This is a genomic window from Seonamhaeicola algicola (assembly GCF_007997385.1).
GTDB classification, from domain to species: domain Bacteria; phylum Bacteroidota; class Bacteroidia; order Flavobacteriales; family Flavobacteriaceae; genus Seonamhaeicola; species Seonamhaeicola algicola.
This window is the reverse complement of the sequence record NZ_VOSC01000025.1, coordinates 356915-370853: the sequence shown is the minus strand read 5'-3', so window position 1 is coordinate 370853 and position 13939 is coordinate 356915. Positions and strand designations below refer to the sequence as shown.

Genomic DNA, 13939 nt, shown 5'->3' with positions numbered 1-13939 from the left:
TAATGAAAGCACTAATAGTAGAAGATAAATCATACATAAGGCAAGGTTTACTTAATTTATTACAATTAATAGACACCAAAGTTGACGTAATTGGCGAATGTGAATCTGTTAAAGATGCTGTAATTGTAACAAATAGCTGTAAACCAGAATTAATTTTTTTAGATATTAACCTAACAGATGGTAATGCCTTTGATTTTTTAGAACAAACAGAGCATCTAGATTTTAAAATTATATTTATTACTGCTTATGAAGAATATGCTTTAAAAGCTATAAAAATTGGAGCTGTTGATTACATTTTAAAACCTGTAGATTTAGAAGAACTTGAAACTGCTGTAAAAAAAGTTACAGCTATACCTACAGCTAAACAGAAACAACAAATAAAAACTGTAAAAGATATATGGAATGATGAAGATTCTAAATTAATTTTATCACTACAAGATAGTTTTCAAGTTATTGATTTAAATGATCTTTTGTTTTGCGAATCTGATAAAGGCTACACTACTTTTCATTGTAGTAATGAAAAAAGATATTTAGTTTCAAAAACATTAAAAGAATTTGAAGAACGCTTAACATTAGCTTCGTTTATAAGACCGCACCAATCTTTTATGGTTAACTTAAAATTTATAGATAAATATGATAAATCTGGTATTATTTATTTAAAAAATGGCAAAAAAATACCCGTATCTACTCGTAAAAAAGAACATTTTTTAAACGTATTTTTAAATTGGAAAAAGTAAATATTATTTATTAAGCTTTACTAAAAAACCTATTATAAAAACAAATACACTTTCCTTATTTTAACAATTAGGCCTTTCTTTCTCTTGCTAAAAGCGTATTTTTTAAAAGCATAGCAATAGTCATTGGGCCAACACCACCAGGAACTGGTGTAATATAGCTTGCCTTTTTACTTACGCTTTCAAAATGAACATCGCCTGCTAAACGGTAACCATTTTTTTTGGTTTGGTCTGGTACACGCGTAATACCAACATCAATAACCACAACATCTTCTTTAACCATATCGCCGGTTAAAAACTCTGATATACCTATGGCAGCCACAATAATATCGGCAGCTAAAGTAATTTCTTTTAAGTTTTTTGAACGACTATGAACTACTGTAACTGTAGCGTCGCCTGCTTTACGTTTCTGGCTCATTAAAATACTCATTGGGCGTCCTACAATATGGCTACGCCCCATAACCACAACATTTTTACCTGATGTTTCAACTTGGTAACGCTCCAATAACTCCATAATTCCGTATGGTGTTGCTGGTAAAAAAGTTGGTAAATCTAAAGCCATTCGGCCTACATTTGTTGGGTGAAAACCATCTACATCTTTATCAGGGTCTATAGCCATTAGCACTTTTTGCTCATCTATTTGTTCTGGCAATGGCAACTGTACTATAAAACCATCAATATCATTGTTGTTGTTTAACTCGTGTATTTTTTCTAACAATTCTTCTTCTGAAGTATATTCGGGTAATTCAATTAGCGTAGAATTAAAACCTATTTTTTGGCAGGCTTTTACTTTTGCATTTACATAGGTCATACTTGCACCATCACTACCAACTAATATGGCGGCTAAATGAGGTACTTTTTCACCTTTTGTTACCATAGCAGCTACGTGTTCTGCTATTTCTTCTTTAATATCGTTACTAACTTTTTTACCGTCTAAAATTGTCATAGTTTTTCTAGCAAAGGCGTAAAAGACGCCAAGTTTTATTTTTTATTTTTTAAGATGCCACAACTGCGCTCAGCATGACACTTTTAACTTTTAACTTTTAACAAGATTAACGCATGTTTTGCATCATTTGCATCATTTTACGGCCACCACCACCTTGCATCATTTTCATCATTTTACTCATTTGGTTAAATTGTTTTAACAATTGGTTTACCTCTTGTACTGAAGTCCCTGAGCCTTTACCTATGCGTTTTTTTCTACTTGCATTAATTATTGATGGGTTTTCTCTTTCTTTTGGCGTCATTGAGTGGATAATAGCTTCAATACTTTTAAAAGCATCGTCATCAATATCTACATCTTTCATCATTTTTCCAGCGCCAGGTATCATACCAATAAGGTCTTTCATGTTACCCATTTTCTTTATTTGCTGAATTTGTTTTAAGAAATCATCAAAGCCAAACTTGTTTTTTGCAATTTTCTTTTGAAGTTTTCTTGCTTCTTCTTCATCAAACTGTTCTTGAGCTCTTTCAACAAGAGACACAACATCTCCCATGCCTAATATTCTATCGGCCATACGTGAAGGATGGAACACATCAATAGCTTCCATTTTTTCACCTGTACCAATAAATTTAATGGGTTTATTTACAACAGATTTAATTGAAATTGCTGCACCACCACGTGTATCACCATCTAATTTGGTAAGTATAACACCATCAAAATTTAATACATCATTAAATGCTTTTGCTGTGTTAACGGCATCTTGCCCCGTCATAGAATCTACCACAAACAAGGTTTCTTGTGGCTGGATGGCTTTATGAATGTTTGATATTTCAGTCATCATAGCTTCATCAACGGCTAAACGACCTGCGGTATCAATAATGACTACATTATGCCCGTTAGATTTTGCATGTGCTATTGCTGCTTGCGAAATTGCTACAGGATCATTATTTCCTCTATCGCTAAAAACCTCAACACCTATTTGATCTCCAACAACATGTAACTGATCTATTGCTGCAGGACGATACACATCACAAGCTACTAATAACGGTTTTTTAGTTTTTTTATTTTTAAGATAGTTTGCTAGTTTACCCGAAAAGGTAGTTTTACCAGAACCCTGTAAACCAGACATTAAAATTACGCTTGGTGTAGCTGATAAATTAATACCTGCTGCATCACCACCCATAAGTTGTGTTAACTCATCTTTTACAATTTTAACCATTAATTGCCCTGGTTGTAATGTAGTTAATACATCTTGCCCAAGTGCTTTTTCTTTTACCTTGTTGGTAAAATCTTTGGCTATTTTAAAGTTAACATCGGCATCTAATAAAGCGCGTCTTACTTCTTTTAGGGTTTCAGCAACATTTACTTCGGTTATACTTCCGTGCCCCTTTAATACGTGTAAAGCTTTATCTAATTTATCACTTAAATTATTAAACATAATTTTCTTTAAATTTTAAGAATTGCAAATTTAGTGAATTGCCCTGTATTTATAAAGTTTGTTTTTTGTAAAATACATAAAAAAGGCTGCCAATATTGACAGCCTTTTAATAGGAAACTTAGCTAATTAACCTAAAAACCGAAAATCCAAGTTTCTATTTTTAATTATTGTGTGCTTTCTAGTACCAGAATACGCTCTATTTCGCCTGTAGATGAATAGTCTTTTAACTCTACTCTGTTAGGTGATATTTCTTTAATTTTCCAACGGTGTGTAAATTCACTAAAAGGTTCATCTTGTGTTTTAAAGTTTAAACCTAAAAACAATCCTTCGTTTCTGTATGATAACCATGAGCCGTAGAAGTTGTTGCCATTGCCTTCTGCAAATACTTTTCCGTTTTCATTAAACCCAATTACATATGCTGCGTAGTTTTGAGTTTCATCTGCCCCCATATCTGTGTAGTTTGCAACTTTCCATTCACTAGAAACTAATACATCTAAAATGTAGTTTATATCTTGGTCTTGCTCTGGGCAATGTCTAGCTAAAACCATTTGGTTATTTACATTTTCAAGTTTTATTAAGTTTTCAGAAAGAAATGTTATTAACCATTGTAATTTTAAATTTGGCCTGCCCTCTAAATTAATTTCTAACCCTATACCAGCATTTCTTACTATTACTTCATAAGTGCCTTCAATTAATTGTCCGTCAACTCTAATTTTAACTACATTATCATCGTAAAATTTTAAAGGCGTTCCAATGTATTGCTTATCATTATCAGTTCCTTCTACATTAATTTTTGTAATACGCCACAAACATTCTTTTAGGTAGTTTTCTACACGTTCTTTTGTGTGTTCAATAACAACATCACAATTACGTTTTAAAATAATACGGTTACCGCCTTCTTGATAAATTTTAACTTTACCTTCTTCAATTTCATACACATACCAATCTAGTGTAAAGTCTGCTAAGTTTTCAAAAGTCATTTTTATTTTGGCTCCTCTATCGGTAATTCTGGTTTCCCAATTTCCTGTTAAAATATCGCCTTCTCTGTCTCTCATTATTACTACACCATCTTCCTTAAAATTAATTGCATACTCAAAGAAGCCTTCAGTATTATCTTGGTTATCTCTTTTAAATTCTTTAACTAACCATGGGCATTTTTTTAGGTATTCATCTAAACGTTCTTTAGTAAAATCGTCATCATTATGGTCATTATCATCATCTTCATCGCAAGCATTTTTAGCGTCTTTAATTGTATTGTGAAGTTCTTGATTATTGTTAACCTCAATTTGAGTACCATCGGCTAATACTAAGCTTACAGGGTAATTAATACTTGCAATTACTTCTTTGTTTTTTATGCGTTTCATGAAACGAAACAATTGCTTATCGTTTTCAATTTGAATGGTGTCAATTATTTGAAAATCGGCATTAAAAATTGAGAATGATATTGGATAGTTAAAATCTATACATTCAATATCATCATCCTCTTCGTTTTCGCCAGCACAGGCTTCAACATAAGCTTCAAGTTCATCTTCATTGTTAACGGTAATTTCTTCATGTTCAGCATTAATTACTGTAATTGGAAAAATCATATCTAAATTATCTTCATCATCATCAAATTCATCAAAAATGGCTTCAATGACATCAAAATCTTCTTCAGAATCTACAATAATTTCTAAACCGTTTACAATAACCGTAAGTGGCAATTTAACTGATATACAGCTTGCTTGGTCTATAATATTATCTTTAGAGCCATCCATTTTAGCGGTAGCACTAACAAAGGCTGTTAATTCTGCCTCAGCAACTAAGGCCTCAGATTCTGATGGTTCTGTAATTTCAACTACTTCTTCTTGGCATGCTGTAAATAACATTAGGGCAAAAAAAGGTAGCATTAGTAAAATTCTCCATTTAGTTTTCATAGTATTTAATTTTGGGTTACACATAGCTTTTGGTTATAAAACAATTTAAGTTTAAAAACTCCTACCCTTTTTGTTAAAAAAAATCAAAAAAATTAATTTTAAACCCTGAAACAAAGTGCTAAAACCTTTATTTTAGTGGCATTAACTAAACTTAAAATGAGCAAACAACTACGCGATAATATTTGTGAAGAGCGTATTTTTTCGTCTATTTTTAAAAAACACGCCACAGATTTACACAATTTTCTATACTATAAGTTTGGCAATTTTTTAAACCCAAAAGACAAAACCCAAGAGGCATTTGTTAAACTTTGGGAAAATTGCAGCAAAGTAACACCAGACAAAGCTAAAAGCTTTTTGTTTACCACTGCTAACAACCTAATGCTCAATGAGGTTGCACACCAAAAGGTTGTTTTAAAGCACCAACAAATAGCAAAACCCAAGCTTAGCACCAATGAAAGCCCTGAATTTTTAATGCAAGAAAACGAATACAATAAAAAATTACAAAGGGCTTTGGCTAACTTAACCGAACCACAACGCGTTGCATTTTTAATGAACCGTATTGAAGGAAAGCGTTTTAAAGAAATTGCCGAAATACTAGGTATTTCAACAAAAGCGGTAGAAAAACGTATTTATGGTGCTTTGGAAAAATTACGAAAAGACATTAAAGAGTTGTAGTGATAGTTTTAGTAAGCAAAAAACTAAAAAATTTAAATCTTAGAAAAAAAACAAATACAAGGGTAGGAAAAAATAAAAGTAACTTGTTTTATAATTGAATACAGAGAAAATGGACAGAGAAGCTTTAATATTAAAATGGTTAAATAATGATTTGAATGATCAGGAACTTCAAGCATTTAAAAAACTTGAAGACTATAATGATTTAATACAATTAAACACTAACATTAAAGCCTTTAAAGCTCCTAATTTTGATGACAAACAAGCATTAAACAATGTACTTAACACCATAAAAACAACTAAAAAGTCGCAAAAAAACTGGATAAAACCATTTATGCGCGCTGCCGCAATTATTACCATTTGTTTTGGGCTTTATTATTACACAACTACACTAAACACAACTATTACAACTAATATGGCACAAAAAACCGAAGTTGCATTGCCCGATGCTTCTAATGTGTTTTTAAATGCCAAATCTGTTTTAGTGTACAATAAAAGCAAATGGAAAAATAATCGTGAAGTTAAATTACAAGGCGAAGCTTTTTTTAAAGTGGCCAAAGGCGCTTCATTTAATGTAAAAACTGAAGCCGGCACCGTAACTGTTTACGGCACCCAATTTAACGTAAAACAAAGAGCTAATTATTTTGAAGTTATATGCTACGAAGGGTTAGTTGGTGTTACTTTTAATTCTATTGAAACTAAATTAAAACCTGGCGACAGTTTTTTAATTATTGATGGGAAAAAAATTGCTAAACAAAAAGAAAGTAACACAACACCTTCGTGGTTAAATAATGAAAGTAAGTTTAAAAGTTTACCATACAAACAAGTTATTGCTGAGTTTGAAAGGCAATATAATGTTAATATTACCCTTGTTGGCGTAAATTCTGCAGAGCTTTTTACGGGCAGTTTTACACACAACAACATTGATGTAGCTTTAAAATCTATTACATTACCTTTACAATTAACATACAGCAATAATAACGGTAATATAACTTTAAAGCGTGCGCAGTAAACAGCTATTATCACTTACTTTTTTCTTGTTTTTTTTAAATGTTTTTATCTTAAAAGCACAAAACATTCAAAAAGAAAAACAACCGCTTTCTGCAATTTTAAACACATTAGAAAAAAAATATAACATTAGTTTTTCTTACGCTGATAAAACAATACTAAACAAACAAGCCAAATTACCCAATAACAATGCAACCTTAAAAGATGCTTTAAATACACTTGAAAAAGAAACGCATTTAAATTTTGAACTTTTAAACAATAGATTTATTGTTATAAAACCTGCAAAAAAAAAGCGCTCTAGTTTTAGAGTTCAAAATTTAGATGAAGTTATAATAAGCAATTATCTTACCACTGGTTTAACAAAATTAAATGACGGCACTGTTACTATAAAACCTGAAGCTTTTGGTATTCTACCTGGTTTAATTGAACCCGATGTTTTACAAACTATACAAGCGCTTCCGGGTATTTTAAGTACAGATGAAACCGTATCAAATATAAATGTTAGAGGCGGCACACACGACCAAAACTTAATACTTTGGGATGGTATAAAAATGTATCAATCTGGGCACTTTTTCGGACTTATTTCCGCATTTAATCCGCATATAACAAAAAAAATAAACATCTATAAAAATGGGTCAAGTGCCAAGTATGGCGATGGTATTTCTAGTGTTATAGACATGCAATTACCCAATACTATTGATAATGAGTTTAAAACTGGTGCTGGTGTTAATTTTATAAATGCCGATATTTTTGCAAAAATTCCGCTTTCAAAAAATACCGAATTACAACTTTCAACACGTCGTTCTGTTACCGATATTATTGAAACCAGTACTTACAATCAGTATTTTAAGCGTATTTTTCAAGATTCAGATTTTACAAATAATAACAAAGGCGCCAATACCATTTCGCAAAACGAATCATTTTATTTTTATGATATTTCGGCTAAATTCTTATTTGATATTTCAAAAACAGATAAGCTTCGCTTTCATGCTTTAAACGTTAATAATAGGTTGAATTATGAAGAACAATCTACCATAAACAACAGGCCCGAAGTATTAAACAGCAAGCTATGGCAGCAAAATACGGCTGCAGGTATAACATATATAAAAGACTGGAATAGCCAACTACAAACAACCGCTTTAATATATGTTTCAAACTATGATTTAGATGCCACCAACCACGATATTTTAAACAACCAACGCTTAGTACAAGAAAATGAAGTATATGATGGTGCTGCAAAAATTGATATAAACTACACACATAATAACCAATTAAAAATTAATGGTGGCTACCAATTTACCGAGGTTGGCATTAGTAATTTAGAAGATGTAAACAACCCTAATTTTAGAAGTTATATAAAAGAAGTTATAAGAAGCCATGCTGTATATGCCGAAACTAATTTATTATCATACGGCGCAAACACCAAACTAATATTTGGCACACGTTTAAATTATATTAAAAAATTTAGCATGTTATTTGCTGAACCGCGTTTAAGTTTTAGCCAACGGTTTTTAAATAACTTTAGGTTTGAAATTTTAGGCGAATATAAAAGTCAAACCACATCACAAATTATAGATTTACAAAATGATTTTTTAGGCATTGAAAAACGCCGTTGGGTACTTTCAAACAACACTAATATTCCTGTTTTAAAAAGTAAACAAGCATCGGTTGGTATTCATTTTAAAAAAAATGGTTTTATGGCAAGTGCCGAAACTTATATAAAAAAGGTTAATGGCATTACAACCCGTAGTCAGGGTTTTCAAAACCAATATCAATTTGTAAATGACACCGGTAGTTATGAAATTAAAGGCATTGATATTTTATTAAACAAACAATTTAATGATGTAGTTAGCACATGGGTTTCGTACTCATTTAGTGATAATAATTATATCTTTTCAAACTTAAATAACGGTAAAAAATTCCCTAACAACACAAATATTAGGCACGCCATAACGTTTGCTGGCACATATACTTTTAATGATTTTAAATTGGCTTTGGGCGTAAACTGGAACTCAGGAAAACCCACAACGCAACCTGCAGAAACCCAAAACCAAAGCAACGCAATAGTGTACAAAAGCCCAAATAATAGCAACTTAAAAGATTATTTAAGAACAGATTGCTCTGCAACTTATAAATTTAATCTTTCAAGAACTACCTATGCCTCCATTGGCACCTCTGTTTGGAATATTTTAAACAGAAAAAACATAATAAACACATACCACACACGTGACAATGACGGTAATATTAATACCATTGAAAACGAATCTTTAGGCATTACACCAAACGTAAGTTTTAGGGTGTATTTTTAACTGTATAGCTTTATTAAAGTTAAATTTGTGCTTTTACATTTATTGTTAAGTTTTATTCTATAAGTATTATAAATATTTTTTATAATACTTATAGATATTTGATGCTTAAACTAAACAAACATGAACAACAAACATCTAATTATTTACATGCTATCTATACTACTTCTAGCGTGTAGTAAAAACGAAACTAAAACACCTAGTGAAAACTTTAATTTAAATTGGAAGTTTTTTTTAAGCGAAAAAGAAGTTGACTTCAGTGCTATTAAAGATAACCAATATAAAACAGTAAACTTACCCCACGATTGGGTTATTGAAGGGGAATTTGATAAATCATTAGGAAAAGACGCTTGGGCAACGGGTTATATTAAAAGCGAAGGCTATGGCTATTATACCAAAACTTTCAATAAACAAATTTCTAATGACGAGTTAGTTTATGTACTTTTTGACGGCGTTTACAACAATTCTACAATTTTTATAAATGGGCATAAATTAGGTTTCCACCCTTACGGATATTCTCCATTTTATTTTGAAATTTCTAAATATTTAAACAAAAATGGTAAAAACAATGTTCTAGCCGTTAAAATAGACCACTCTAGGTATGCTGATAGCCGCTGGTACACAGGCGCGGGTATTTACAGAGACGTTTCTTTAATAACCAATAAAAAACTACACATACCGGTTTGGGGCACTTTTATAACAACTCCAAAAGTTACTAAAGAAAAAGCAACCGTAAATATACAAGTAACTATTGAAAATGCTTTTAAAACAGATGAAACCATTGAAGTTACTACCACATTTTTTGATGAAGCTAAAAACCAAGTTACAAACACAACAAACACCATAACAGTAACCCAAAACAATAGCAAAAGCATTTCTCAAGAAGTTGAAATAAACACACCAAAACTATGGGATATTAATACACCTAATTTATATACAGCTGTTACCACACTAAAAAAAAATAACACTATTATTAATACTCATAAAACACGTTTTGGTATAAGAAGCATAAAGTTTGATGCTAATAAGGGTTTCTTTTTAAATGGCGAAAACATAAAAATTAAAGGTGTTTGTTTACATCATGACGTTGGTTTAGTTGGCACTGCAGTACCAAAAGGCGTATGGAAACGCAGGCTACAAATACTAAAAGACGGAGGCTGTAATGCTATTAGAAGCTCGCACAATCCCGCTTCAAAAGTTTTGCTTGAAGTTTGTGACGAAATGGGTATGCTTATGCAAGATGAATTTTTTGATGAATGGGATAACCCAAAAGACAAAAGATATAATAAATGGGAAGAAAAAAGCACAGACTATATTACGCGAGGTTATGGCGAACACTTTCAAGAGTGGGCAAAAAAAGATTTAACCAACGTTATGCTTAGTCACCGTAACCACCCTTCTATTATTCAATGGAGTATAGGTAACGAAATAGAATGGACGTACCCAAGAAATGCAGCCTCAACAGGATTTTTTGACAAAATGACTTGGCAAGGAAATTATTTTTGGTCTGAACCACCACACTCAATAGATCAAATTAAACACCTCATGAAAACATTACCCAGAGGTAAATATGATATTGGTAAAACTGCACAAAAACTATCAAAATGGACTAAAGAAATTGATACCACACGCCCCGTAATAGCCAACTGTATTTTACCTTCGTCTAGCTACGAGTCTGGTTACGCCGATGCTTTAGATATTATTGGTTATAGTTACAGAAGGGTTATTTACGATTATGGACACAAAAACTACCCCAATTTACCAATTATGGGCACCGAAAATGTTGCCCAATACCATGAATGGAAAGCCATAATGGAGCGCCCTTTTATTGCTGGTACATTTTTATGGACGGGTGCCGATTATATGGGAGAAATAAGGCAAGAGTGGCCAACAAGAGTACAACCATCTGGCATGTTAAATACAGCTAGTTTCCCAAAAGGTTCTTATTTTATGATGAAATCATTATGGACAAATGAACCTATGATACACATGGCTACACAAACTTTAGATAAATCATTATACAAAATTGAAAAAGACGCACTCATAGAAAAGAAAAAAGACGGTTGGAAACACTATTTATGGCGTTGGCAAGATGTAAATGAACACTGGAATTACAATGACGGAGAAACCGTTGTTACCGAAATTTATTCAAATTGTGATGATATTGAACTTTTCTTAAACAAGAAATCTCTTGGCAAACAAAAACTAACCGAAACCGTTGGAAATATTTATAAATGGGCTATTCCTTATGAAGAAGGCACTTTAACTGCAAAAGGCACAAAAAATGGGCAAAGTATAGAAACCCAGCTAATAACTGCAAAAAAAGCTTCAAAAATTAAACTTACTTATGACACCAAAACTATTAAAGCAAATAACAATGATGTTGTACATATTGTAGCCGAATTATTTGATGATAATGGAAATCCAGTAAAAAGTGATGATAAAAAAATTACATTCACAATAAATGGTGAAGCTAAATTACTAGGTGTAGATAGTGGATGGAAAAATAGTGTAGAGAAATTTCAATCAAACAGAGGCACAACCCATAATGGTAAAATTTTATTAATAATTCAAGCAAAAGATAAAGTGGGCAATGTTGAAATAACAGCAAGTGCCAATAACTGTTCAAGTGATACAGTTAATATTAGTATGGAATAAATTACAATTATATGAAATAAAAAAACCAGAGTTATAACTCTGGTTTTTTTATAACTTATTGTGCTTTTACATTCTTTCTGGCACGTTAATACCCAAAACACTAAATGCATTTTTTATGGTATTAGCTACAGTTTTTGAGAGCTGAACTCTAAACGTTTTTTCAACCTCATTGTCGGCTCCTAAAATAGATACGTTTTGGTAAAATGAATTGAACTCTTTAACTAAATCATAAGTATAATTAGCAATTATTGCAGGACTATGCTGCTCAGCTGCGTTTTGAATTACCTCTGGAAATTGCTGTATTTGCTTTAAAAGCTCCTTTTCTTTAGCATGTAATGAAAACTCTTCTGAAGTATTTAAAACATCACTATCATTCACATTTGCTTTTCTTAATATAGACTGTATTCTTGCGTAAGTATACTGAATAAAAGGCCCTGTATTTCCTTGAAAATCAATTGATTCTTTAGGATCAAATAAAATACGTTTTTTAGGATCTACTTTTAAAATATAATATTTAAGTGCACCTAAACCAATGGTTTTGTAAAGCGCTTGTTTTTCTTCTTCAGAGTAGCCTTCAAGTTTTCCTAATTCTTTCGAAATCTCTTCGGCAGTTGAAGCCATTTCAACTATTAAATCATCGGCATCAACAACAGTTCCTTCACGGCTTTTCATTTTTCCGCTAGGTAAATCTACCATGCCGTAACTTAAGTGGTATAAATTTTCAGCCCAATCAAATCCTAATTTCTTAAGTATTAAAAATAACACCTGAAAGTGGTAATCTTGCTCGTTACCTACTGTGTAAACCATGCCTGTAACATCAGGAAAATCTTTTACACGCTGAATAGCTGTACCAATATCTTGTGTCATGTAAACGGCAGTTCCATCGGCACGTTGCACAATTTTCTCATCAAGCCCGTCTTCAGTTAAATCGCACCAAACTGAGCCATCTTCTTTTTTATAAAACACGCTAGTTTTTAAACCTTCGGCTACAAATTCTTTTCCTAACAAATAGGTGTTACTTTCGTAATAAAGCGTATCAAAATCTACCCCTAAATTTTTATAAGTTTGGTTAAAACCATTGTAAACCCAACCATTCATTGTTTCCCACAGCGCAACTACTTCGGCATCACCAGCTTCCCATTTACGTAGCATTTCTTGGGCTTCTAATAAAATAGGTGCATTTTTTTTAGCATCTTCCTCACTTTTACCATTGGCAATTAAAGCCTCTATTTCTTTTTTATATTCTTGGTCAAACTTTACGTAATAGTTACCTACTAACTTATCTCCTTTTAAACCTGTAGTTTTGGGTGTTTCACCATTTCCAAAACGTTTCCAAGCCAACATACTTTTACATATATGAATACCCCTATCATTAATTATTTGCGTTTTGTACACTTTTTGTCCGCTAGCCTTCAAAATTTCAGCAACACTATAACCCAAAAGGTTATTTCTAATATGGCCTAAATGCAATGGTTTATTGGTGTTAGGCGAAGAATACTCTACCATTACAGCTTTGTTATTAGCTTTAGATTGTACAAAACCGTAAGTTGTATTGTTTTTTATGTCATTGAAAAAATTTAGGTAAAATGAATCACTAATTTCAATATTTAAAAACCCTTTAACCACATTAAAAGCTTTAACATCCTCTACATTATCAACTAAATAAGCACCAATAGTTTCGCCAATTTGAACTGGGTTACCTTTTACAAATTTTAACATAGGAAAAACTACTACTGTTATATCACCTGCAAACTCTTTACGGGTTGCCTGAAACTCTACAGTTTCAATTTCTACGTTATATGATGCTAAAACGGCTTGCTTTACTTGGTTAAATAAGGTTTCTTGTAAATTCATTTACTGTACTTTTTTAGGTGGCAAAGATAAAACTTTTATAAAACCTTGGTGAATAAAAAATGTTTCAATTACAACTTATTGTTTTAAGAAAAAAACATCGGTTTATATAGTAATTATACTACAAATTAAACACCCTAATAAACTAGGCAAATGCCTTGTTTATTAGGGTGTTTGACAATGTATTTCATCGATAAAAGTGTATTTTTTCTATGTTTTTTACCGTTTATCTATTCGTCGATTTTTTCGCGATTTTTTCCACGTCATTTTAACTGATTTATTGGTATTAAAACTTAAAAATTAGATTTTAAAGGTTGATTTTTCAATTTTTGTTTCTGTAAAAAGCTATTATAAGTTGCAAGTATTTTTACTTGTACATTGTTGGTAACACATACTACTATCACTATTTTATA

Annotated in this window: 9 protein-coding genes; 5 read left to right on the top strand and 4 right to left on the bottom strand. The window is 31.7% G+C overall.

Translation table 11 applies throughout. The features are described 5' to 3' along the window. Positions 1-2: 2 nt before the first annotated feature. Positions 3-737: a LytR/AlgR family response regulator transcription factor gene (locus FUA26_RS10315; protein ID WP_147135418.1), complete on the top strand. Its 735-nt coding sequence runs from the start codon at positions 3-5 to the stop codon at positions 735-737. Positions 738-804: 67 nt separating this feature from the next. Here FUA26_RS10315 and folD read toward each other — a convergent pair whose 3' ends face one another. The 3 genes from folD to FUA26_RS10300 form a co-directional block, all read right to left on the bottom strand. Continuing rightward, on the bottom strand, positions 805-1680 hold the full coding sequence (gene folD / locus FUA26_RS10310) for a bifunctional methylenetetrahydrofolate dehydrogenase/methenyltetrahydrofolate cyclohydrolase FolD (protein ID WP_147135415.1): 876 nt from the start codon (positions 1678-1680) through the stop codon (positions 805-807). 106 nt (positions 1681-1786) lie between these two features. Continuing rightward, positions 1787-3115, bottom strand: coding sequence for a signal recognition particle protein (gene ffh / locus FUA26_RS10305; protein WP_147135412.1), 1329 nt, complete (start codon positions 3113-3115; stop codon positions 1787-1789). Between the two features lie 164 nt (positions 3116-3279). Then, complete coding sequence (locus FUA26_RS10300; protein WP_147135410.1) at positions 3280-5031, bottom strand: hypothetical protein; 1752 nt, start codon at positions 5029-5031, stop codon at positions 3280-3282. Between the two features lie 156 nt (positions 5032-5187). Here FUA26_RS10300 and FUA26_RS10295 point away from each other — a divergent pair, with 156 nt between their 5' ends. From FUA26_RS10295 to FUA26_RS10280, 4 genes are all read left to right on the top strand, one after another. Next, complete coding sequence (locus tag FUA26_RS10295; RefSeq protein ID WP_147135407.1) at positions 5188-5706, top strand: RNA polymerase sigma factor; 519 nt, start codon at positions 5188-5190, stop codon at positions 5704-5706. Positions 5707-5800: 94 nt separating this feature from the next. Beyond that, positions 5801-6715: a FecR family protein gene (locus FUA26_RS10290; protein WP_246109120.1), complete on the top strand. Its 915-nt coding sequence runs from the start codon at positions 5801-5803 to the stop codon at positions 6713-6715. Next, on the top strand, positions 6705-9020 hold the full coding sequence (locus FUA26_RS10285) for a TonB-dependent receptor plug domain-containing protein (RefSeq protein WP_147135404.1): 2316 nt from the start codon (positions 6705-6707) through the stop codon (positions 9018-9020). The genes FUA26_RS10290 and FUA26_RS10285 overlap by 11 nt, the downstream gene beginning before the upstream one ends. A 120-nt stretch (positions 9021-9140) precedes the next feature. Further along, positions 9141-11675, top strand: coding sequence for a glycoside hydrolase family 2 TIM barrel-domain containing protein (locus tag FUA26_RS10280; protein WP_147135401.1), 2535 nt, complete (start codon positions 9141-9143; stop codon positions 11673-11675). 66 nt (positions 11676-11741) lie between these two features. On the opposite strand, the gene argS is transcribed toward FUA26_RS10280, so the two are convergent. Then, entirely contained in the window at positions 11742-13529 is a 1788-nt protein-coding gene (gene argS / locus FUA26_RS10275) for an arginine--tRNA ligase (RefSeq protein ID WP_147135398.1), read from the bottom strand. Positions 13530-13939 lie beyond the last annotated feature (410 nt).